The sequence below is a fragment of the Klebsiella sp. GG_Kp146 genome (assembly GCF_040061975.1).
Taxonomy (GTDB): Bacteria; Pseudomonadota; Gammaproteobacteria; order Enterobacterales; family Enterobacteriaceae; genus Klebsiella; species Klebsiella quasipneumoniae.
In genome coordinates this window covers 22280-45028 of the sequence record NZ_JBEAHA010000045.1, presented here as the reverse complement: position 1 = coordinate 45028, position 22749 = coordinate 22280, and the positions used below count along the sequence as shown (strand labels likewise).

At 58.2% G+C, this 22749-nt stretch carries 22 protein-coding genes; 14 read left to right on the top strand and 8 right to left on the bottom strand.

Features of this window, described 5'->3' with window-relative positions:
* Positions 1-9: 9 nt before the first annotated feature.
* A complete protein-coding gene (gene hemD, locus ABLU95_RS25605) occupies positions 10-750 on the bottom strand; it encodes a uroporphyrinogen-III synthase (RefSeq protein ID WP_087849102.1) in 741 nt (246 codons plus the stop codon).
* On the bottom strand, positions 747-1688 hold the full coding sequence (gene hemC, locus ABLU95_RS25600) for a hydroxymethylbilane synthase (RefSeq protein WP_065883613.1): 942 nt from the start codon (positions 1686-1688) through the stop codon (positions 747-749). Before hemC ends, hemD begins: the two co-directional genes overlap by 4 nt.
* A 358-nt stretch (positions 1689-2046) precedes the next feature.
* Between hemC and cyaA the strand changes: the two genes are divergently transcribed.
* The gene (gene cyaA, locus ABLU95_RS25595) at positions 2047-4599 is read left to right on the top strand and encodes a class I adenylate cyclase (protein WP_002883383.1); all 2553 of its coding nucleotides are present in this window, start codon (positions 2047-2049) and stop codon (positions 4597-4599) included.
* A 133-nt stretch (positions 4600-4732) separates the two neighbouring features.
* On the opposite strand, the gene cyaY is transcribed toward cyaA, so the two are convergent.
* Positions 4733-5053 (bottom strand): iron donor protein CyaY, encoded by a 321-nt coding sequence (cyaY, locus tag ABLU95_RS25590; protein WP_004886799.1) that lies wholly within the window; start codon positions 5051-5053, stop codon positions 4733-4735.
* 138 nt (positions 5054-5191) lie between these two features.
* Between cyaY and ABLU95_RS25585 the strand changes: the two genes are divergently transcribed.
* From ABLU95_RS25585 to corA, 7 genes are all read left to right on the top strand, one after another.
* Positions 5192-5395, top strand: a complete 204-nt coding sequence (locus ABLU95_RS25585; protein ID WP_004886794.1) for a lipoprotein — start codon at positions 5192-5194, stop codon at positions 5393-5395.
* A 35-nt stretch (positions 5396-5430) separates the two neighbouring features.
* Complete coding sequence (gene dapF, locus ABLU95_RS25580) at positions 5431-6255, top strand: diaminopimelate epimerase (RefSeq protein ID WP_002883394.1); 825 nt, start codon at positions 5431-5433, stop codon at positions 6253-6255.
* Entirely contained in the window at positions 6252-6959 is a 708-nt protein-coding gene (locus ABLU95_RS25575; RefSeq protein WP_348880505.1) for a DUF484 domain-containing protein, read from the top strand. The genes dapF and ABLU95_RS25575 overlap by 4 nt, the downstream gene beginning before the upstream one ends.
* Positions 6956-7858, top strand: coding sequence for a tyrosine recombinase XerC (gene xerC / locus ABLU95_RS25570; RefSeq protein ID WP_086075725.1), 903 nt, complete (start codon positions 6956-6958; stop codon positions 7856-7858). Before ABLU95_RS25575 ends, xerC begins: the two co-directional genes overlap by 4 nt.
* Complete coding sequence (gene yigB / locus ABLU95_RS25565; RefSeq protein WP_023291569.1) at positions 7858-8574, top strand: 5-amino-6-(5-phospho-D-ribitylamino)uracil phosphatase YigB; 717 nt, start codon at positions 7858-7860, stop codon at positions 8572-8574. Before xerC ends, yigB begins: the two co-directional genes overlap by 1 nt.
* A gap of 63 nt (positions 8575-8637) precedes the next feature.
* Positions 8638-10800 carry a DNA helicase II gene (uvrD, locus tag ABLU95_RS25560; protein WP_004886784.1) on the top strand — a complete coding sequence of 721 codons (2163 nt, stop codon included), beginning with the start codon at positions 8638-8640 and terminating at the stop codon, positions 10798-10800.
* A gap of 355 nt (positions 10801-11155) precedes the next feature.
* Positions 11156-12106, top strand: a complete 951-nt coding sequence (gene corA, locus ABLU95_RS25555) for a magnesium/cobalt transporter CorA (RefSeq protein WP_002883400.1) — start codon at positions 11156-11158, stop codon at positions 12104-12106.
* An 84-nt stretch (positions 12107-12190) separates the two neighbouring features.
* Here the strand turns inward: corA and rarD are convergent, their stop codons facing one another.
* Positions 12191-13087 carry an EamA family transporter RarD gene (gene rarD, locus ABLU95_RS25550; RefSeq protein ID WP_023291570.1) on the bottom strand — a complete coding sequence of 299 codons (897 nt, stop codon included), beginning with the start codon at positions 13085-13087 and terminating at the stop codon, positions 12191-12193.
* Between the two features lie 48 nt (positions 13088-13135).
* The gene (gene yigI / locus ABLU95_RS25545; RefSeq protein WP_002883404.1) at positions 13136-13600 is read right to left on the bottom strand and encodes an acyl-CoA thioesterase YigI; all 465 of its coding nucleotides are present in this window, start codon (positions 13598-13600) and stop codon (positions 13136-13138) included.
* Positions 13601-13752: 152 nt separating this feature from the next.
* Between yigI and pldA the strand changes: the two genes are divergently transcribed.
* The 3 genes from pldA to rhtC all read left to right on the top strand — a co-directional run bounded on the left by pldA (position 13753) and on the right by rhtC (position 17189).
* Positions 13753-14613, top strand: a complete 861-nt coding sequence (gene pldA, locus ABLU95_RS25540; RefSeq protein WP_004886777.1) for a phospholipase A — start codon at positions 13753-13755, stop codon at positions 14611-14613.
* Between the two features lie 67 nt (positions 14614-14680).
* Positions 14681-16507, top strand: a complete 1827-nt coding sequence (gene recQ, locus ABLU95_RS25535; RefSeq protein WP_032454515.1) for an ATP-dependent DNA helicase RecQ — start codon at positions 14681-14683, stop codon at positions 16505-16507.
* A 61-nt stretch (positions 16508-16568) separates the two neighbouring features.
* Positions 16569-17189, top strand: a complete 621-nt coding sequence (gene rhtC / locus ABLU95_RS25530) for a threonine export protein RhtC (RefSeq protein ID WP_023291572.1) — start codon at positions 16569-16571, stop codon at positions 17187-17189.
* 44 nt (positions 17190-17233) lie between these two features.
* Here rhtC and ABLU95_RS25525 read toward each other — a convergent pair whose 3' ends face one another.
* Entirely contained in the window at positions 17234-18166 is a 933-nt protein-coding gene (locus ABLU95_RS25525; protein WP_065883619.1) for an Rpn family recombination-promoting nuclease/putative transposase, read from the bottom strand.
* 162 nt (positions 18167-18328) lie between these two features.
* The gene (gene rhtB / locus ABLU95_RS25520) at positions 18329-18949 is read right to left on the bottom strand and encodes a homoserine/homoserine lactone efflux protein (protein ID WP_002883411.1); all 621 of its coding nucleotides are present in this window, start codon (positions 18947-18949) and stop codon (positions 18329-18331) included.
* A gap of 109 nt (positions 18950-19058) precedes the next feature.
* Between rhtB and pldB the strand changes: the two genes are divergently transcribed.
* The 3 genes from pldB to ABLU95_RS25505 all read left to right on the top strand — a co-directional run bounded on the left by pldB (position 19059) and on the right by ABLU95_RS25505 (position 21884).
* Positions 19059-20051 (top strand): lysophospholipase L2, encoded by a 993-nt coding sequence (gene pldB, locus ABLU95_RS25515; RefSeq protein ID WP_008807942.1) that lies wholly within the window; start codon positions 19059-19061, stop codon positions 20049-20051.
* 44 nt (positions 20052-20095) lie between these two features.
* Positions 20096-20896 (top strand): sugar/pyridoxal phosphate phosphatase YigL, encoded by an 801-nt coding sequence (gene yigL / locus ABLU95_RS25510; RefSeq protein ID WP_017899394.1) that lies wholly within the window; start codon positions 20096-20098, stop codon positions 20894-20896.
* A gap of 88 nt (positions 20897-20984) precedes the next feature.
* On the top strand, positions 20985-21884 hold the full coding sequence (locus ABLU95_RS25505) for a carboxylate/amino acid/amine transporter (RefSeq protein WP_023291574.1): 900 nt from the start codon (positions 20985-20987) through the stop codon (positions 21882-21884).
* Here ABLU95_RS25505 and metR read toward each other — a convergent pair.
* Positions 21772-22725 carry an HTH-type transcriptional regulator MetR gene (metR, locus tag ABLU95_RS25500; protein ID WP_032454519.1) on the bottom strand — a complete coding sequence of 318 codons (954 nt, stop codon included), beginning with the start codon at positions 22723-22725 and terminating at the stop codon, positions 21772-21774. The genes ABLU95_RS25505 and metR overlap by 113 nt on opposite strands.
* Between the last annotated feature and the right edge of the window lie 24 nt (positions 22726-22749).

The window sequence follows — 22749 nt, the reverse complement described above, 5'->3', positions numbered from 1 at the left end:
TGTTGAGAGTTATTGTAATGCGCGTAGCAGCGCATCGTTGTCGGCGCTATCGGCAACCTGAATCTCCTGCCAGCCCAGCTCCCGGGCCTGAAGGGCCAGACGTTCGCTGACAACGACAACGCGGCAGTGCAGGAGCCACCGTTCGCGATACCATTGCGGTATTAACGACCATAGCTGCTGCAGCATCTCGCCGCTGGTGACCACCAGCGTGGTGACCCCGCGAGATTGCCAGCGCATCGCTTCTTCTGCGCCATCGTAATGCTTTGCACTACGTTGATAACATTCACAAAATGTGACCCTGGCGCCGCGCTCGGTCAGCGTCGCGCCTAAGAGTTCCCGCCCACCATTGCCGCGTAAGATCAGCGCATTCTTCCCGGCAATGTTTTGTAATTCAGGTAATTGTAGCAAGACTTCGCTAATTTCCCGATCTAACGGGTAATGGATGTGCTGCCCGCTGACCGTATGCAGGGCCAGCGCCGTCGTGCGGCCAATGGCAAAATAACGCGGGGAAGTGGGCCAGGGCATGCCCTGTTGCTTTAGACGGGAATGGGCGAACTCCACCGCATGCTGGGACAGCGCGAACAGCAGATCGTCAGGCCCCAGGCGGGCAAGCGCGTCGCCCAGCGCGGGAAGCTCCCGACCGGGCGTAAATTCTATCAGCGGAAAGCTCCAGGCCACGCGTCCCATGGCCCGCAGACGGCTGACCAGCGCTTCTCCTTGCGGTAGTGGACGAGTGACCAGGATGCTCATCGTGGGGCTTCTCCATCATAAACTGCCGCGAGAATATCGCGGGCGCCGTTATCCAGGAGCTCTTCCGCCAGCGAGATGCCAAGCGCTTCGGCCTGCTCTGCTGGCCCGCGCCGTTCGCCGCGTACCATCTGCGAACCATCCGGGGCGCCAACCAGCGCCCGCAGCCACAATTCACCGTCTTTCAGTTCCGCATAGCTACCAATCGGCACCTGACAGCCGCCTTCGAGACGCGTGTTCATCGCCCGCTCGGCGCGAACGCGCACTGCCGTTTCCGTATGGTTGAGAGGCGCTAACAGCCCCTGGGTCCATGCATCGTCGAGACGGCATTCGATGCCCACCGCGCCCTGGCCGACCGCCGGCAGAGATTGCTCAGGCGACAGCGGCTGGCGAATTCGCGCCTCGAGCTGCAGGCGCTTCAGGCCGGCGGCGGCGAGGATGATGGCGTCATACTCGCCGTTATCCAGCTTACTCAGTCGGGTACCGACGTTACCGCGCAGAGAGCGGATCACCAGATCCGGACGGGTGGCGGCCAGCTGGCACTGACGGCGTAAACTTGACGTGCCAACGATGCTGCCGGCCGGGAGTTCATCAATCGAGGCATAGCGATTGGAGACAAACGCGTCGCGCGGATCGTCGCGCTCGCAGATAGTCACCAGCCCCAGCCCCTCCGGGAATTCCACCGGCACATCTTTCATCGAATGAACGGCGATATCGGCGCGCCCTTCGAGCATGGCAAGCTCTAACTCTTTCACAAATAAGCCCTTGCCACCCACCTTTGCCAGGGGAGTATCAAGGATGACATCCCCGCGAGTGACCATCGGCACCAGCTCGACCTTCAGTCCGGGATGCGCTTGTTCCAGGCGCGCTTTAACATATTGCGCCTGCCATAGCGCAAGCGGGCTTTGCCGTGTGGCAATTTTCAAAACTTTGTCTAACATGCTTGTTACCGTCATTGTCGACCACTAACCATCCTAACATTGTTGTCTTACGGATGTTAGTTTTCACGGTTTATGTGGGAGATAGCTCCGGCCCACTCTTTTTTAACCTTTCATGCGCGTGGGCGGTTGCCGGAGGCGTAGTGAGGAATTTACAGGTAATAAACGGTGCTACACTTGTATGTAGCGCATCTTTCTTTACGGTCAATGAGCAAGGTGTTAAATTGATCACGTTTTAAACCATTTGTCTGTCCGCTGCTCTTCACAACCACACCGACGACGAATGGTGACGGTTTTTGTTGAAATACTGAAATCCTCCGTACTATTGTACCTCGGGTTTTTGAACATCAGGCGATATGTCTTGTACCTCTATATTGAGACACTGAAACAGAGACTGGATGCCATCAACCAACTGCGCGTGGATCGCGCGCTTGCTGCCATGGGACCCGCTTTCCAGCAGGTTTACAGTCTACTGCCAACGTTATTACATTATCATCACCCGCTGATGCCGGGTTACCTTGACGGTAACGTTCCCCGTGGCATTTGCCTCTACACGCCTGATGAAACCCAACGCCACTATCTTGAAGAACTGGAACTGCATCGCGGCATGCAGACCCAGGAGCCGCCGAAAGGCGAGCTGCCGATCACCGGCGTCTACTCGATGGGCAGTACCTCCTCCGTCGGCCAGAGCTGTTCTTCCGATCTGGATATCTGGGTATGTCACCAGGCCTGGCTGGATAGCGAAGAGCGCCAGCTGCTGCAGCGAAAATGCAGCCTGCTTGAGAGCTGGGCGGCCTCGCTCGGTGTGGAAGTCAGCTTCTTCCTGATCGATGAAAACCGCTTCCGCCATAACGAAAGCGGCAGCCTCGGCGGCGAAGACTGCGGTTCGACCCAGCATATTTTACTGCTCGATGAGTTCTACCGCACCGCGGTCCGTCTCGCCGGCAAGCGTATTCTGTGGAATATGGTGCCGTGCGATGAAGAAGAGCATTACGACGATTACGTCATGGGGCTGTATGCCCAGGGCGTGCTGACGCCAAACGAGTGGCTCGATCTCGGCGGCCTCAGTTCGCTGTCGGCGGAAGAGTACTTCGGCGCCAGCCTGTGGCAGCTGTATAAGAGTATCGACTCCCCCTATAAAGCGGTGCTGAAAACGCTGCTGCTGGAAGCCTATTCCTGGGAATACCCCAATAACCGCCTGCTGGCGAAAGATATCAAACAGCGCCTGCACGATGGCGAGATCGTCTCCTTCGGCCTCGACCCGTACTGTATGATGCTGGAGCGCGTCACCACCTACCTGCAGGCCATCGAAGATGAAACCCGTCTCGACCTGGTGCGCCGCTGCTTCTATCTGAAAGTGTGTGAAAAACTCAGCCGCGAACGCGCCTGCGTCGGCTGGCGTCGCGAAGTCGTCAGCCAGCTGGTCAACGCGTGGGGCTGGGATGAAAAGCGTCTGATGATGCTCGACAACCGCGCGAACTGGAAAATTGATGAAGTGCGCAAGGCGCACAACGAACTGCTCGATGCGATGATGCAGAGCTATCGTAATCTGATCCGCTTCGCGCGGCGCAATAACCTCAGCGTCTCCGCCAGTCCGCAGGATATTGGCGTGCTGACGCGTAAGCTGTATGCGGCTTTTGAAGCGCTGCCGGGCAAAGTGACGCTGGTGAACCCGCAAATATCGCCGGACCTGTCGGAACCGAATCTGACCTTTATCCACGTGCCGCCGGGTCGCGCCAACCGTACCGGTTGGTATCTGTACAACCGCGCGCCGGATATGGAATCGATCATCAGCCATCAGCCGCTGGAATATAACCGTTATCTTAATAAGCTGGTGGCCTGGGCCTGGTTTAACGGCCTGCTGACCTCACGCACCCGCCTGTTTATTAAGGGCAACGGCATCGTCGATCTGGCGAAGCTGCAGGAGATGGTGGCCGACGTGTCGCACCATTTCCCGCTGCGCCTGCCGGCGCCGACGCCAAAAGCGCTATACAGCCCATGCGAAATTCGCCACCTGGCGATTATCGTCAACCTCGAATATGACCCGACGGCGGCCTTCCGCAATCAGGTGGTGCACTTTGATTTCCGTAAGCTTGATGTTTTCAGCTTCGGCGAAGAGCAAAAATGCCTGATCGGCAGCGTCGACCTGCTGTATCGCAACTCGTGGAACGAAGTGCGTACCCTGCATTTCAACGGCGAGCAGGCGATGATCGAAGCGCTGAAAACGATCCTCGGTAAAATGCATCAAGACGCCGCGCCGCCGGACAGCGTGGAGGTGTTCTGCTATAGCCAACATCTGCGCGGCCTGATCCGTACCCGCGTACAGCAGATGATCTCCGAGTGCATCGAACTGCGTCTCTCCAGTACCCGCCAGGATACCGGGCGCTTTAAAGCGCTGCGCGTCTCCGGCCAGACCTGGGGGCTGTTCTTCGAGCGTCTCAATGTTTCGGTGCAGAAGCTGGAAAACGCCATTGAATTCTACGGCGCTATCTCGCACAACAAGCTCCACGGCCTGTCGGTGCAGGTGGAAACCAATCACGTTAAGCTGCCGGCGGTGGTGGACGGCTTCGCCAGCGAAGGGATTATTCAGTTCTTCTTTGAAGACGCGGATAACAACGACAGCGGCTTTAACATCTATATTCTCGATGAGAGCAACCGCGCTGAGGTGTATCACCACTGCGAGGGCAGCAAAGAGGAGCTGGTGCGCGACGTCAGCCGCTTCTATTCGTCATCGCACGATCGTTTTACCTACGGCTCCAGCTTTATCAACTTCAACCTGCCGCAGTTCTATCAGATTGTCGAGGTGGACGGGCGCACCCAGGTGATCCCTTTCCGCACTCAGGCGATTGCCGCCGCGATACCCACCAGCCAGGACGTTACCGCCTCGCCGGTGCTGCAGCAGCGCTACTCGTAGATTTGGCCCGGATAAGTCGTGAGCCGCTATTCGGAGATATTCCCTGCTTGCGCTGCGCTTAGCAGGGCTACGGTTCTAAGACGTCGGGTAGCCCGGATAAGGCGCGATGCGCCGCCATCCGGGAAACACGTCATTAACGGAATCTCACCGTCTCACCGGCCTGCTGACTTGCCGCCTGCTCCAGCAGATCCCAGAAGGTCTCGCCGCTGCGATCGCAGATCCACTCGTCGCCTTTGAGATCGAAATGGTAGCCGCCCTGTTTGGTGGCCAGCCATACCTGGTGCAGCGGCTCCTGACGGTTAATAATGATTTTGCTGCCGTTTTCAAAGCTGATGGTCAGCACGCCGCCGTTGATTTCGCAGTCGATGTCGCTATCGCCGTCCCAGTCGTCCAGGCGTTCTTCGATGGTCATCCACAGGCTGTCGGCAAGGCGATGAAATTCACTGTCATTCATGATTCTGTCCCGCATTTTTGAGATTGGCGGCAGTATAGCGCGAAACAAAAGCGCGCGCAGTCAGATGCTAAAGGCTTGCTTTTACGCCTTCTCCTGCGATGATAGAAAGCAGAAAGAATGAATCACGGGCAACTATCAATGAAAAACGTTTTTCCTACGCTTGCCGTTTTGTTTGCGATCTTCAGCCTGACCGGCTGCGGTTTGAAAGGGCCTCTCTATTTCCCGCCGGCTGACAAAACTGCGCCGCCACCGACCAAACCGGTTAACCCGGGCATTCAGAGCTCAACGCCGGATCGTAACGATCGTGGCGATACCGGTGGTCCGAGCCAGGTCAATTACTAACGATAACGTTCTGTTCCGCGCAACTGGAGTAGATGATGCAGTTCTCTAAAATGCATGGCCTTGGCAACGATTTTATGGTCGTTGACGCGGTAACGCAGAATGTTTTTTTCTCGCCGGAGCTGATTCGCCGCCTGGCGGATCGCCACCTTGGCGTCGGGTTCGATCAGCTGTTAGTGGTGGAGCCGCCCTACGATCCGGATCTGGATTTCCATTACCGGATCTTTAATGCCGACGGCAGCGAAGTGTCGCAGTGCGGCAACGGCGCGCGCTGTTTCGCACGCTTCGTCCGGCTGAAAGGCCTGACCAATAAACGTGACATCCGCGTGAGTACGGCCAACGGCCGTATGGTATTAAGCGTAACGGAAGACGATCTGGTGCGGGTGAACATGGGCGAGCCCAACTTCGAGCCCTCCCAGGTGCCGTTCCGCGCCAACAAAGCGGAAAAGACCTATATCATGCGTGCCGCCGAGCAGACAGTATTGTGCGGCGTGGTATCCATGGGGAACCCGCACTGCGTTATCCAGGTGGATGATGTGGATACGGCGGCGGTGGAAACCCTCGGCCCGGTAATGGAAAGCCATGAGCGTTTTCCGGAGCGCGCTAATATCGGCTTTATGCAGGTGGTCGGCCGGTCCCATATCCGTCTGCGCGTCTACGAACGCGGCGCAGGGGAAACTCAGGCCTGCGGCAGTGGCGCCTGCGCCGCGGTGGCGGTGGGGATCCAGCAGGGGCTGCTCGCTGAAACGGTACGTGTGGAATTACCCGGCGGTCGTCTTGATATCGCCTGGAAAGGCCCGGGCCAGCCGCTGTTTATGACCGGCCCGGCGGCCCATGTCTATGATGGATTTATTCATTTATGAAACCAATCGGGGAAGAACAACAGGAGGTCGCCAGCGCATTGAACGATCGCGCCGTGGTGGACTATCTGTTGCAACATCCTGAATTTTTTATTCGTAATGCCGCCCAGGTCGAACACCTCCGCGTCCCGCATCCGGTACGCGGTACGATTTCGCTGGTGGAGTGGCATATGATGCGGGCGCGTAACCATATTCATGTGCTGGAAGAGAGTATGTCGCTGCTGATGGAGCAGGCGGTCGCCAATGAAAGCCTGTTCCAGCGCCTGCTGCAGCTGCAAACGCGGCTGGCGGCGGCGGAGAGCCTCGACGATATGCTCAACCGCCTTCACCGCTGGGCGCGCGAGCTGGGGCTGGCGGGCGCCACGGTGCGCCTGTTCCCTGACAGCTGGCGCCTCGGCGCGCCTTCGAAGTTTACCCATCTGGCGTTAAGCCGGCAGGCGTTTGAGCCGATCCGTATTCAACGTCTGGGCCAGGCGCGCCACTACCTTGGGCCGCTCAACGGTCCGGAGCTGCTGGTGGTGCTGCCGGAGGCGAAAGCCATTGGGTCAGTGGCGATGTCGCTGCTGGGCGGCGATAATGCCCCCGGCGTGATGCTCTTTAGCAGTCGCGATGCGCAGCATTATCAGCCAGGACAGGGGACGCAGCTGCTGCAGGAGATTGCCCAGATGCTGCCCGGCCTGCTGGAGCGCTGGATTGAACGCGCATGACCGATTCTCCTCTCTTCTCCGCCGTCGCCCGCTTTCTGCGCCACCTTGGCGTTGAACGTCAGCTCAGCCCGATCACGTTACTGAATTACCAGCGACAGCTGGACGCGCTGATCGCCCTGGCGGATGAGGCGGGTCTGAAAAGCTGGTCGCAGTGCGATGCCGCTCAGGTGCGAAGCTTTGCGGTGCGCAGTCGCCGCGCGGGGTTAGGCCCGGCGAGCCTGGCGCTTCGCCTGTCGGCGCTGCGCAGTTTCTTCGACTGGCTGGTCGGCCAGGGCGAGCTCAGCGCTAACCCGGCGAAAGGGATCGCCGCGCCGAAAATTCCCCGTCACCTGCCGAAAAATATCGATGTCGATGACGTCAATCGGCTGCTGGATATCGATCTCAACGATCCGCTGGCGGTGCGCGACCGGGCGATGCTGGAGGTGATGTACGGCGCGGGGCTGCGTTTGTCCGAGCTGGTCAACCTTGATATCAAACATCTCGATCTCGAAAGCGGCGAGGTCTGGGTGATGGGCAAAGGCAGCAAAGAGCGCCGTTTGCCGATCGGTCGCAACGCCGTGACGTGGATTGAGCACTGGCTGGATTTACGCGGCCTGTTTGGTACCGACGACGACGCGCTGTTTTTGTCGAAACTGGGCAAGCGCATTTCGGCGCGCAACGTACAGAAGCGGTTCGCCGAGTGGGGCATTAAGCAGGGGCTGAACAGCCATGTGCATCCGCACAAGCTTCGCCACTCCTTTGCCACCCATATGCTGGAGTCCAGCGGCGATCTGCGCGGTGTGCAGGAGCTGTTGGGTCATGCTAACCTCTCCACCACCCAAATTTATACCCATCTCGACTTTCAACACCTTGCCTCGGTGTACGATGCCGCGCATCCGCGCGCAAAACGGGGGAAATAATGCGTTTTTACCGACCTCTGGGCCAGATTTCCGCGCTGACGTTTGACCTGGACGATACCCTTTATGATAACCGCCCGGTAATTGACCGGACGATGCACGAGTCGCTGGCTTTTGTGCGCAGCTACCATCCGTCGCTCAGCCAGTTCGACGCCCATGAGCTTAATCAGCTGCGCCAGACGCTGCTGGCATCCGAGCCTGAGATCTATCACGACGTGACCGTCTGGCGCCACCGTGCCCTGGAGTTAGGCATGCGTAACGCCGGCCTCTCCGCCGACGCGGCGAAAGCGGGGGCCGATGCGGCGATGGAACACTTCGCCCACTGGCGCAGCCGCGTCGATGTCCCGCAGGAGACCCACGATACGCTGGCGAAGCTGGCGGAGAAGTGGCCGCTGGTGGCGATTACCAACGGCAACGCCCGACCAGAGCTGTTCGGCCTGAGCGACTATTTCCGCTTTGTGCTGCGCGCCGGGCCGGATGGCCGCTCCAAGCCGTTTGCCGACATGTACCATCTGGCGGCGGAGCGCCTGAACTTACCGCTCGGGCATATTCTGCACGTCGGCGATGACCTGACCACTGACGTCGCCGGATCGCTGCGCTGTGGCATGCAGGCATGCTGGATCAAACCGCAAGGCGCGGACCTGATGCACACCGCGGACAGCCGCCTGCTGCCGCATATTGAAATTTCACGGTTGGCATCTCTGACCTCGCTGATATAATCACCAGTCACTCTGTATATATTAACAGGGGTTCGTGGAACCCCTTCTCTTCCGGCGGTGCCAATGGACGTTTCTTACCTGCTCGACAGCCTCAATGACAAACAGCGTGAAGCCGTAGCGGCCTCGCGCACCAACATGCTGGTGCTGGCAGGGGCGGGCAGTGGTAAGACGCGCGTTCTGGTGCACCGTATCGCCTGGCTGCTGAGCGTAGAGAACTGCTCGCCGTATTCTATTATGGCGGTGACCTTTACCAACAAAGCGGCGGCAGAGATGCGCCATCGTATCGGCCAGTTGATGGGCACCACCCAGGGCGGCATGTGGGTGGGCACCTTCCACGGCCTGGCCCACCGCCTGCTGCGCGCGCACCATCTGGACGCCAACCTGCCGCAGGATTTCCAAATCCTTGATAGCGAAGACCAGTTGCGCCTGCTGAAGCGTCTGATTAAGGCGATGAACCTCGATGAGAAGCAGTGGCCGCCGCGTCAGGCGATGTGGTACATCAACAGCCAGAAAGATGAAGGGCTGCGTCCGCATCATATTCAGAGCTACGGCAACCCGGTCGAGCAGACCTGGCAGAAGGTCTATCAGGCCTATCAGGAAGCCTGCGATCGCGCCGGGCTGGTGGACTTCGCCGAACTGCTGCTGCGCGCCCACGAGCTGTGGCTGAATAAGCCGCATATTCTCCAGCACTACCGCGAGCGTTTCACCAATATCCTCGTCGACGAATTCCAGGATACCAACAACATTCAATACGCCTGGATCCGCCTGCTGGCGGGCGATACCGGCAAGGTGATGATCGTCGGCGATGACGATCAGTCGATTTACGGCTGGCGCGGCGCGCAGGTCGAGAACATTCAGCGCTTCCTTAACGATTTTCCCGGTGCGGAAACCATCCGCCTTGAGCAGAACTATCGCTCGACCAGCAACATCCTCAGCGCCGCCAACGCCCTGATTGAAAACAACAACGGTCGCCTGGGCAAGAAGCTATGGACCGACGGCGCCGACGGCGAGCCAATCTCGCTGTACTGCGCTTTCAACGATCTCGACGAAGCACGCTTCGTGGTGAACCGGATAAAAACCTGGCAGGAGAACGGCGGGGCGCTGGAGCAGTGCGCCATCCTCTATCGCAGCAACGCCCAGTCGCGCGTGCTGGAAGAGGCGCTTCTGCAGGCCAGCATGCCGTACCGCATCTATGGCGGCATGCGCTTCTTCGAGCGCCAGGAAATCAAAGATGCGCTCTCGTACCTGCGTCTGATCGCCAACCGCAACGACGATGCGGCGTTTGAGCGCGTAGTCAATACGCCGACCCGCGGCATCGGCGACCGCACGCTGGACGTGGTGCGCCAGACGTCGCGCGATCGTCAGCTGACGCTGTGGCAGGCCAGCCGCGAGCTGCTGAAAGATAAAGCGCTGGCCGGTCGCGCCGCCAGCGCCTTGCAGCGCTTTATGGAGCTGATTGACGCGCTGGCGCAGGAGACCACCGATATGCCGCTGCACGTCCAGACCGATCGGGTGATTAAAGACTCCGGGCTGCGCGCGATGTACGAGCAGGAGAAAGGCGAGAAGGGCCAGACCCGTATTGAAAACTTAGAGGAGCTGGTGACGGCGACGCGCCAGTTCAGCTACAACGAAGAAGATGAAGATCTGATGCCGCTGCAGGCGTTCCTCTCCCACGCCGCGCTGGAAGCGGGCGAAGGGCAGGCGGACACCTGGCAGGATGCGGTTCAGCTGATGACCCTGCACTCGGCGAAAGGGCTGGAGTTCCCGCAGGTGTTCATCGTCGGCGTCGAAGAGGGGATGTTCCCGAGCCAGATGGCCCTTGATGAAGGCGGCCGCCTGGAAGAAGAGCGTCGTCTGGCCTACGTTGGCGTGACGCGCGCCATGCAGAAGCTGACGCTGACCTACGCGGAAACCCGCCGTCTGTACGGCAAAGAGGTTTACCATCGCCCGTCGCGCTTTATTGGAGAACTGCCGCAGGAGTGCGTAGAAGAGGTGCGTCTGCGGGCCACGGTAAGCCGCCCGGTAAACCATCAGCGACTGGGCGCGCCGATTGCCGAGAGCGATACCGGCTACAAATTAGGCCAGCGCGTACGACATCCGAAGTTTGGCGAAGGCACCATCGTCAACCTCGAAGGCAGCGGCGAGCACAGCCGGCTGCAGGTGGCTTTTCAGGGTCAGGGGATCAAATGGCTGGTAGCAGCTTACGCCCGGCTCGAGGAAGTGTAACTTTAAGAAAAATATCATTATTTTGTAATATTCTGCTACCTTTATACGTTAAGGCGCCTGATTTGCGCTTTCGCGTTCCGTTGCGTGTTGACGCCGATTTTGCGCTGGCGTAACATGCGCGCACGATTACGCTAAGAGGACATTCGCCTTGGACACACCCAGTAGATGCTGGCTCAATTTCCTGTCATTCAGGAACAACTCCTAAGGCTATCCTCTTATGCTGATAGCCTTAGCGGTTGTCAGCGACCTGCCCCATTCCCGTCGCGCTGAGTCAGGCTTAATGGTCTGAAACCCAATTTGTTTCTGTGTGCCCACCGAACTGTCCGATAATTTTTTTGCATTGGGAGTCCCGGTCATGCTGAGCGCATTTCAACTGGAAAACAATCGTTTAACGCGCCTGGAAGCCGATGAGATCAAGCACCTCGCCAGCTCGGTGTGGGTCGATCTGGTCGAGCCTGACGATGATGAGCGAAGCCGCGTGCAGACGGAACTGGGTCAGAACCTGGCGACGCGCCCGGAACTGGAAGATATCGAAGCCTCCGCACGTTTCTTTGAAGATGAAGACGGGTTACATATCCACTCCTTCTTCTTTTTCGAAGATGCCGACGATCACGCGGGTAACTCTACCGTGGCGTTTACGATCCGCGAAGGGCGCCTGTTTACGCTGCGCGAGCGTGAACTGCCGGCTTTTCGCCTCTACCGCATGCGCGTGCGTAACCAGACGCTGGTGGACGGCAACGCTTACGAGCTGTTGTTAGATCTGTTCGAGACCAAAATCGAACAGCTGGCGGATGAGATAGAAAACATCTACAGCGACCTGGAAAAGCTGAGCCGCGTGATTATGGAAGGCCACCAGGGCGATGAGTACGACGAAGCGCTGTCGACGCTGGCGGAACTGGAAGATATCGGCTGGAAGGTCCGCCTCTGTTTGATGGATACCCAGCGCGCGCTGAACTTCCTCGTACGTAAGGCGCGCCTGCCGGCGGGTCAGCTGGAGCAGGCGCGGGAGATCCTGCGCGATATCGAATCCCTGCTGCCGCACAACGAATCGCTGTTCCAGAAGGTGAACTTCCTGATGCAGGCGGCGATGGGCTTTATCAATATCGAACAGAACCGCATCATTAAGATCTTCTCGGTGGTGTCGGTGGTGTTCCTGCCGCCAACTCTGGTAGCCTCCAGCTACGGAATGAACTTTGAATTTATGCCGGAGCTGCACTGGAGCTTCGGCTACCCGGGGGCGATCGTCTTTATGATGCTGGCCGGCCTGGCGCCGTATCTCTACTTCAAGCGTAAAAACTGGCTGTAGTTGTTGTGCCGGATGCGCTTCGCTTATCCGGCCTGGGTGCTGGACTTTTGTAAGCCGGATAGGGCATAGACGCTATCCGGCAATCTACTGGCTCCGACGCCCCCGTCTTTGCGTATACACCGCATCCATCACGAATATCGCCAGCGCCACCCAGATAAAGCCAAAGGTGACCATTTTATCCTTGCCCGGTACTTCGCCGTAGAACGTCACCGCCAGCAGGAACATCAGCGTTGGGCCGATGTACTGGAAAAAGCCCAGCGTGGAGAGCCGCAGACGCGTTGCCGCCCCGGTGAAGCACAGCAGAGGGATGGTGGTCACCACGCCCGCCGCCATCAGCAGCAGATTGAGCGACCAGGGGTTCTGCCCCATATGGCTGGTGGGGCTGTCGGTGATGCCGAACAGCCAAATCGCCGCCACCGGCAACAGCCACAGCGTTTCCACCAGCATGCCGGTCTGCGCATCGACAGCGATTTTCTTGCGCACCAGACCATAAAAGGCAAAGCTGAAGGCCAGCCCAAGGCCGATAATCGGCAGCGAACCAAAGGTCCAGAGCTGCACCAGCACGCCGCAAAAGGCGAGGATCATCGCCAGCCACTGCAGGCGACGGAAACGTTCGCCAAGGAAAATCATCCCTAACAGAATATTCACCAGCGGGTTGATAAAGTAGCCGAGACTGGCTTCCAGCATATGGTGGTTATTCACCGCCCAGATGAACAGCAGCCAGTTGCCGCCGACCAGCACTGCAGAGAGCGCCAGCAGGAAGATCTTGCGCGGCGTCTTCAGCAGCTTTTTCACCTGCGGCCACTGGCGGCTGACGCTGATGAGCGCCACCATGAAGAAGAAAGACCAGATCACGCGATGGGTCAGAATTTCATCGGCGGGAACATAGTAGATAAGTTTGAAGTACGCCGGCGCGATACCCCAGATAAAGTAGGCGGCGAGGGCCAGAATAATCCCCAACCGCGTCTGTTTCGCATCCATCGGTAAAATCCATTGCCAAAGAGAGTGATGTTACTCGATTTTGGCCAATCAACCCACCATATAGGTCGCTGTTGCGCTGGCAATATATACCTGCGCTTCGTTATGCAGTTCCACACGGGCTACCGCCACTTTATTGCCGGCGCGCAGCAGGGTGCTGGTCGCGGTAAAACGTTCGCCGCGGCCCGGACGCAGGTAGTCCACGCGCAGGTCGATGGTTCCCATGCGGGAAAGCCGCTGGCGCAGCTCTTCTTCGTTGATAGTGTCATGGCGGGTAAGGGTGCTGCCAACGCAGACCAGCCCTGCGGCGACGTCCAGCGCGGAGGCGATCACTCCGCCATGCAGAATGCTTTGCGCCCAGTTGCCGACCATCATCGGCTGATTATTAAAGCTGAGCTGGGCAAACGCTTTTTCATAGCGCTCCAGTTCGAGGCCGAGGGCGCGGTTAAACGGCATGTGATAGACGAAAATCTCCCCCACCAGTTTCAGAGCTGCTTCGGCAGTAAGTTCGGACATAACACCGGTTCCATTCGTTAATAAAATGTTGATTTTATGCTTCTAAAATATTGATTTCCACTTTCGGAGTGGATTAGGGGGCAGGGGATTAATAAACAGGTAGAATGTCTTCAGGTTAAACAAAAATAAAAACTATTTATCAGGAGACCAGCATGCGTATCTCTTTGGCCTGCCTGGCGGCGCTGTGCGCGCTACCGGCTGGTGTTATGGCGCAGGATGCGTCGGTACACGACAAACCAGCAGTGCGCGGCAGTATTATCGCCAACCTGCTACAGGATCATGATAATCCTTTTCTGCTCTACCCTTATGAAAGCAACTATCTGCTCTACACGTGGACCAGCGATCTCAATAAAGAGGCGATTCGCAGCTATGACTGGGCCGAAAATGCCCGTAAAGATGAAGTGAAGTTTCAGCTGAGCCTCGCCTTCCCGCTGTGGCGCGGCATCCTGGGGGATAATTCGCTGCTCGGCGCGTCCTATACCCAGAAATCCTGGTGGCAGCTCTCCAACAGCAAAGAGTCGGCGCCGTTTCGCGAAACCAACTACGAACCCCAGCTGTTTCTTGGCTTTGCGACCGACTATCAGTTTGCCGGCTGGACGTTGCGCGATATCGAAATGGGATATAACCACGACTCGAATGGCCGTTCCGATCCCACCTCGCGCAGCTGGAACCGGCTTTATGCCCGCCTGATGGCGCAAAATGGCAACTGGCTGGTGGAAGTGAAACCCTGGTATGTGGTGGGCAGCACCGATGATAACCCGGATATCACCAAATATATGGGCTATTACCGCCTGAAGGTGGGTTACCAGCTGGGCGAGGCGATCCTCAGCGCGCAGGGGCAATACAACTGGAATACTGGCTACGGCGGGGCGGAACTTGGGGTGAGCTATCCCATCACCAAACATGTTCGCGCTTACACCCAGATCTACAGCGGCTACGGCGAATCGCTTATCGACTACAACTTTAATCAAACGCGCGTCGGCGTCGGGCTAATGCTTAACGATCTGTTTTAATCGTTGCACTCTGGCTCGCAGGCGCTGAAAATAGCGCCTGTTTTCTTTTCAGGCAAATGGGGTCAACGTGGCACAGGCGGAAGTATTAAATCAGGAATCGCTGGCTAAGCAGGTTTTACAAGAGACCTTCGGCTACCAGCAGTTCCGTCCTGGCCAGGAGACGATTATCGAGACGGCGCTCGAGGGCCGTGACTGCCTGGTGGTTATGCCGACCGGTGGCGGCAAGTCGCTGTGTTATCAGGTACCGGCGCTGGTCATGGGCGGCCTGACGGTCGTGGTCTCGCCGCTGATCTCGCTGATGAAAGATCAGGTCGATCAGCTGCTGGCTAACGGCGTGGCGGCGGCCTGTCTGAACTCGACGCAAAGCCGCGAACAGCAGCAGGACGTGATGGCCGGCTGCCGCAGCGGGCAGGTTCGTCTGCTGTATATCGCCCCGGAACGGTTGATGCTCGACAACTTCCTTGAGCATCTGGCGAACTGGAATCTGGCGATGCTGGCGGTGGACGAAGCGCACTGCATCTCCCAGTGGGGCCATGACTTCCGCCCGGAATATGCCGCGCTGGGCCAGCTGCGTCAGCGGATGCCGCAGATCCCGTTTATGGCGTTGACCGCCACCGCCGATGACACCACCCGCCGCGATATCGTCCGTCTGCTGGGACTTAACGATCCGCTGATTCAGGTCAGCAGCTTCGACCGGCCGAACATCCGCTATATGCTGATGGAGAAATTCAAGCCGCTCGACCAGCTGATGCGCTACGTCCAGGATCAGCGAGGCAAATCGGGCATTATTTACTGCAACAGCCGTTCGAAAGTGGAAGATACCGCCGCGCGTCTGCAGAGCCGCGGCATCAGCGCGGCGGCTTACCATGCCGGCCTGGAAAACGACGTGCGCGCCGACGTGCAGGAGAAATTCCAGCGGGACGATCTGCAGATTGTGGTGGCGACAGTGGCCTTTGGGATGGGCATCAACAAGCCGAACGTCCGCTTTGTGGTGCATTTTGATATCCCGCGCAATATTGAATCCTACTATCAGGAGACCGGCCGCGCCGGGCGTGACGGCCTGCCGGCGGAAGCGATGCTGTTTTACGATCCGGCGGACATGGCGTGGCTGCGCCGCTGTCTGGAAGAGAAGCCCGCCGGACCGCTGCAGGATATCGAACGGCATAAGCTGAACGCGATGGGGGCGTTTGCTGAAGCCCAGACCTGTCGTCGTCTGGTGTTGCTGAACTACTTTGGCGAAGGACGCCAGGAGCCGTGCGGTAACTGCGATATCTGTCTTGATCCGCCGAAGCAGTACGATGGCTTAATGGACGCCCGTAAGGCGCTCTCCACTATTTATCGGGTCAACCAGCGCTTCGGGATGGGTTACGTGGTGGAAGTCCTGCGTGGCGCCAACAATCAGCGCATCCGCGAGATGGGCCACGATAAGCTCCCGGTATACGGCATCGGCCGGGAACAGAGTCACGAGCACTGGGTGAGCGTGATCCGCCAACTGATTCACCTTGGGCTGGTGACGCAGAATATCGCCCAGCACTCCGCGCTGCAGCTGACCGAAGCCGCACGCCCGGTGCTGCGCGGCGACGTTCCGCTGCAGCTTGCCGTACCGCGTATCGTGGCGCTGAAGCCGAAGGCGATGCAGAAATCCTTCGGCGGTAATTACGATCGTAAGCTGTTTGCCAAGCTGCGCAAGTTACGTAAAGCGATTGCCGATGAAGAAAACATTCCCCCGTACGTGGTCTTCAACGACGCGACGCTGATTGAGATGGCGGAGCAGTCGCCGCTAACCGCTGGCGAAATGCTCAGCGTCAACGGCGTAGGGACACGTAAACTCGAGCGTTTCGGCAAGCCGTTTATGGCGCTGATCCGGTCGCATGTCGATGGCGACGATGAGTAGTCAGCTGGCTATAAAAGTGCCAGAATAGTTATCCTCTTCATTATTTTCCTGCGAGTTAACTATGCTGATGCTTTTCCTCACCGTGGCGCTGGTGCATATCATTGCGCTAATGAGCCCGGGGCCGGATTTTTTCTTTGTCTCACAAACGGCCATCAGCCGCTCGCGCAGAGAGGCGGTGATGGGCGTACTGGGGATCACCTGCGGCGTGATGATCTGGGCGGGGGTTGCGCTGCTCGGCCTGAACCTGATCCTCGCCAGAATGGCATGGCTGCACAACATCATTATGATCGGCGGTGGCTTGTACCTGTGCTGGATGGGCTATCAGATGTTGCGCGGCGCGTTGAAAAAAGAGGCGGTGTCCCCGGCAGAACCGCAGGTTGAACTGGCCCGCAGCGGACGCAGCTTCCTGAAGGGATTGCTGACCAATCTGGCGAACCCGAAAGCGATTATCTACTTCGGCTCGGTGTTTTCGCTGTTCGTCGGTGACAGCGTTGGCGCCGGCGCGCGCTGGGGCATTTTTCTGCTGATTATCATGGAGACGCTGGCCTGGTTTTTGGTGGTTGCCAGCCTGTTCGCCCTGCCGGGGATGCGCCGCGGCTATCAGCGGATGGCGAAGTGGATCGACGGTATCGCCGGCACGCTGTTTGCGGGCTTCGGCATCCACCTGATTATCTCGCGTTAACCTGGCGCTATGCTCCACCCGGCTATATCCGGGTGGAGAAAGTGTCAATAGCGAAGCCGCTGCAGCTCGTCTTCAGACAGACCGGTCATTTCCATAATCGCTTCGTCATCAATCCCGCGTTTGCGCATCGCTTCGGCAACCTGCAGCAAGGCCTGATGTTTGCCTTCCTTTATACCTTCCTTTATGCCTTGCTGTACGCCTTTCCTGATGCCTTTTTCCATACCTTCTGCGAGCCATGTTTCCGCCAGCGTCATCAGTAATCCTCCATGCTGCGGCACGCGCTGTGCCAGCCCGTATAAGAGTGCCCGAGTATCCTCGGCATCCCCTGCCTGAGCCATATAGTTTACCAATACGGTGATTTGTTGTCCGCTCATCTGCTCCAGCATTAAGAGTTGGGTCAACTTATCCAGCAATTGCGCCATATCGCGCTGGCGGATGTGTTTTTGCACCAGCGTCAGGGCCGCCATGCTGCGGTGCTGCATAATGTCGTCGTCGGGGATCACCGTGATATCGACCAGCGGAAACGCCCCGCTATAGAGCTGGCGGGCGTTCTCGGGATCGGCGAAATTATCCAGCCAGCTCATAGACCAGGGATAGGGGCTGCGTCGTCCCTGATAGAAGAGGACCGGAATAACCAGAGGCAGCGTTTTATGGCCGCTCTCCAGATGGCGCTGCATGGCGGCGATGGCATAGCGCATTAAGCGAAAGGCCATCAGTTTATCGGGGGCGCTCTGGTGCTCGATCAGAACATGGACATACCCCTTACCGCGGGTGGTTTCCAGCGAATAGAGAATATCGCTGTAGTAGGGCCTGAGGTCGTCTTCAAGAAAGCTGCCGGATTCCAGACGCAGGGTATCCAGTTTGCAGATCGCTGTTAACGACGGTGGCAGGTGGATCTCGATAAAATCGCGCGCTGTCTCTGCCCGCGACAGAAAAGTTTTAAATACCGCATCATGTGGGGTCGCCGTTTCTGCCATCGCCGTTCATCCGTGAATCACGTCTCTGGCGGCATCCTGGCACGGCGGGCTCAGCGTCGACAGCGGGCAAAAAGATTAATTTCCCGCTTTGCGCGCCGGCTCGCGCAGAGAGATGGCTTCGCCCGCCAGGCGAACCTCTCTTTGCGAGCGAGATTCCATCATTCAGGCGTGACGGGCGGAGGCGAGCAGCGCCCCAACCAGCATAAACAGTGAACCAAAGACTTTGTTCAGCGCCTTCATCTGCTTTGGCCCCTTAATCCATGCTGAAATGCGCTGTGCGAGGGTTGCATAGCCAATCATCACAATGATATCGACGACGATGGTGGTGACGCCCAGAACGAGATACTGCATCACCTGGGGCTGGTGGGGCAGGATAAACTGTGGAAACAGGGCGGCCAGAAAAACGATGCTTTTAGGATTGGTGAGATTCACGAACACCGCCCGCTGGAACAGTTTGCCGCGGGTCTGCGCCTTCGCCAGCGTATTCAGGTCGATGGCCCCTGCCGCGCGCCATTGCTGGATACCAAGCCAGATCAGGTAGGCTGCGCCGGCCCATTTCAGCACCTCAAAGGCCAGCACCGAGCGGGAGAAGAGAGTGCCGAGGCCGACGCCGACCAGCACGATATGAATGGCCAGCCCGGTCTGCAAACCGGCAATCGACGCCGCCGCGCCGCGGTAACCGTGGTTAATGGAGGTGGTCATGGTATTAATCGCTCCGGAACCCGGGGACAGGCTGAGAATGATTGATGTCAGCAGGTAGGCGAACCACCACTCAATGGTCATGAGAAACTCCCTGATTGTCTGTTTTTATGCCACAATACGCTATTGTGTCAGCATTGTGTGATACACGGCAAAAAAACGATTTTCAGCGGTTAACAGGGGTGTAAACCCGATGTTTGGGCAGAAAAAGGACTGGGAAACACGAGAAAACGCGTTTGCGGCCTTCAGCATGGGGCCGCTGACGGATTTCTGGCGACAGCGCGAAGAGGCTGAATTTAAAGGCGTCGATGATGTACCGGTACGCTTTGTTCGCTTTTGCGCGCAAAATAACGATCGGCTGGTGCTGATTTGCCCCGGGCGCATTGAAAGCTACGTGAAGTATGCTGAAGTGGCCTACGATCTCTTTCACAGCGGCTTTGACGTAATGATCATTGATCATCGCGGCCAGGGACGCTCGGGTCGTCTGCTCTCTGATACCCACCGCGGGCACGTGGTTAACTTCAGCGATTATGTTGATGACCTGGCTGCGCTCTGGCAGCAGCAGGTGGTCCCGGGCCACTGGCGAAAACGGTTTATCCTCGCTCACTCTATGGGCGGGGCGATTGCCACGCTTTTTCTGCAACGCTACCAGGCGCATTGCGATGCCATTGCGCTCTGCGCGCCGATGTTCGGGATTATCATTCGGCTGCCGGACTGGATGGTGCGGCATATTCTCGACTGGGCTGAGGGCCATCAGCGCATTCGCGAAGAGTATGCCATCGGCACCGGACGCTGGCGGGCGCTGCCTTTTGCCGTTAACGTGCTGACGCACAGTCGACAACGCTATCGTCGTAACCTGCGCTTCTATGCCGACGAGCCGCGACTGCAGGTCGGCGGCCCGACCTGGCACTGGGTGCGCGAAGGCATGCTGGCCGGTGACGAAGTGCTGGCGAATGTGGAGAAAGATACGGCCCCGACGCTGCTGCTGCAGGCGGAAGAGGAGCGGGTGGTCGATAATCTGATGCACGACCGCTATTGTGAATTACGGGCCGCCGCCGGCCATCCCTGTGAGGGCGGAAAGCCGCTCGTCATTGAAGGGGCATACCATGAGATCCTTTTTGAAAAGGACGCTATGCGCTCAGTCGCGCTCAATGCCATCGTCGAGTTTTTCAATCGACATACTTAATCCGACGATAACGCTCGTCGCCCTGCTTAGAGGTTAACTTTTTTATGTACCAGGTTGTTGCGTCTGATTTAGACGGCACGCTGCTTTCCCCCGATCATTTCCTGACCCCGTATGCCAAAGAGACGCTGAAGCTGCTTACCGCTCGTGGGATCAATTTCGTCTTCGCCACCGGCCGTCACTACATCGACGTCGGGCAGATCCGCGATAATCTCGGCATCCGGTCGTACATGATCACCTCTAACGGCGCCCGCGTTCACGATAGCGATGGCCAGCAAATTTTCGCCCATAACCTCGACCGCGATATTGCCGCCGACCTGTTTGAAATCGTGCGCAACGACCCGAAAATCGTCACTAACGTCTATCGGGAAGATGAGTGGTATATGAACCGCCATCGCCCGGAAGAGATGCGCTTTTTCAAAGAGGCGGTGTTTAACTACAAGCTGTATGAGCCGGGCGAACTGGATCCGCAGGGGATCAGCAAGGTGTTCTTTACCTGTGAGGATCACGAACATTTACTGCCGCTTGAGCAGGCGATGAACGCCCGCTGGGGCGATCGCGTGAACGTCAGCTTCTCCACCTTAACCTGCCTGGAGGTAATGGCGGGCGGGGTATCGAAGGGGCATGCGCTGGAGGCGGTGGCGAAAATGCTCGGCTACAGTCTGTCCGATTGCATCGCTTTCGGCGACGGCATGAACGACGCCGAGATGCTGTCGATGGCCGGTAAAGGCTGCATTATGGCCAACGCCCACCAACGGCTGAAGGATCTGCATCCGGAGCTGGAAGTGATCGGCAGCAACGCCGACGATGCGGTCCCGCACTATCTGCGTAAGCTGTACCTCGACTGACAAAGATTGACGACTGGCGAATAACTGTCCAGTCGTCAACCTGACTCTTCGCTACAATGCCTGTTCTTTATCCAACGAGACGACCATTGTGGCGCTGTTAATTATCACCACTATCCTGTGGGCCTTTTCTTTCAGCCTGATTGGCGAGTACCTGGCCGGTAGCGTCGACAGCTATTTTTCGGTGCTGATGCGCGTGGGCCTGGCGGCGCTGGTGTTCCTGCCTTTCCTGCGGACGCGCGGCCAGTCTCCGCGCACGATCGTGCTCTATATGCTGGTGGGCGCGATGCAGCTTGGCATCATGTACCTGCTGGCCTTCCGCGCCTATCTCTATCTGACGGTCTCGGAATTCCTGCTGTTTACCGTATTTACTCCGCTGTATATCACGCTGATCTACGATTTGCTCAGCGGACGTAAACTACGCTGGGGCTATCTGCTGAGCGCCGCGCTGGCGGTGCTTGGGGCGGCGATTATCCGTTACGACAAAGTCAGCGATCATTTCTGGACCGGGCTGTTACTGGTGCAGTTGTCAAACCTCTGCTTCGCCATCGGGATGGTGGGTTACAAGCGCCTGATGGAGGTGCGACCGATGCCGCAGCACAATGCCTTTGCCTGGTTCTATGTCGGGGCCTTTATCGTGGCGGTGGCGGCATGGTTTATGCTGGGCAACCCACAGAAGCTGCCGACCACCAGGCTGCAGTGGAGCGTGCTGGTGTGGCTTGGCGTCGTGGCTTCCGGGCTGGGCTACTTTATGTGGAACTATGGCGCCACTCAGGTGGATGCCGGCACGCTGGGGATCATGAATAACGTCCATGTCCCCGCCGGGCTGTTGGTTAACCTTGCCATCTGGCAGGAGCAGCCGCACTGGCCGAGCTTTATTAGCGGAGCGTTGGTGATCCTGGCCTCGCTGTGGGTCCATCGACGCTGGGTCGCTCCGCACTCCGGACAAACGGCAGATGATCGCACGCGTGGTTCCGCGCAGAGCGAATAAACGCTTCGGTGACCGGTTGACGCTGTTCGCCATCGCGAACGGCCGCGTACAGCCGGCTCCATAATCCCTCGCCCAGGGTTTTGGTCACCACCAGACCCTGGCGTTCAAAACTTTCCACCACCCAGTGCGGCAGCGCGGCGATACCCATCCGGGCAGCCACCATCTGGATCAGCAACAGCGTGTTATCGACGCTTTTCAGCTGGGGACTGATGCCGGCCGGCTGCAGGAAATGACGCCAGATGTCGAGGCGTCCGCGCTGCACGGGATAAATCAGCAGCGTTTCCGTGGCCAGATCCTCCGGCGTAATCAGCGTCTTCATGGCTAACGGGTGCTCAGGCGCCAGCACCAGGCGCACCTCATAATCAAACATTGGCGAGTAGTGCAGACCGCTGCGCGGCAGGATATCTGAGGTCATGACCAGATCCAGTTCGCCCTGCTGCAGCGCAGGCTGCGGGTCGAAGGTGACGCCGGAATGGAAGTCGACTTCCACGTGCGGCCAGCGGGCGCGGAAATTCTCCAGCGCCGGCGTGAGCCACTGAATACAGCTGTGGCATTCGATAGCCAGCCGCAGCCGGGTCTGCTGCGGTTCGTTACAGTCCTGCAGGGCGCGAGCGATCTGCGGCAGCACCTGGTTGGCCAGCTGTAAGAGGATCTCCCCTTGAGGAGTAAAACGCAGCGGCTGGCTCTTACGTACAAAGAGACGAAAGCCAAGGCGCTGTTCCAGATCGCTGAACTGGTGAGACAAGGCGGACTGGGTCTGATGCAGGGCAGCCGCTGCGCCCGCCAGTGAACCGCTGTTCCGCAACGCTTGCAGCGTTTTCAGATGTTTAATTTCGATCATGAAAGTCCTTCACTTCGCCATGAG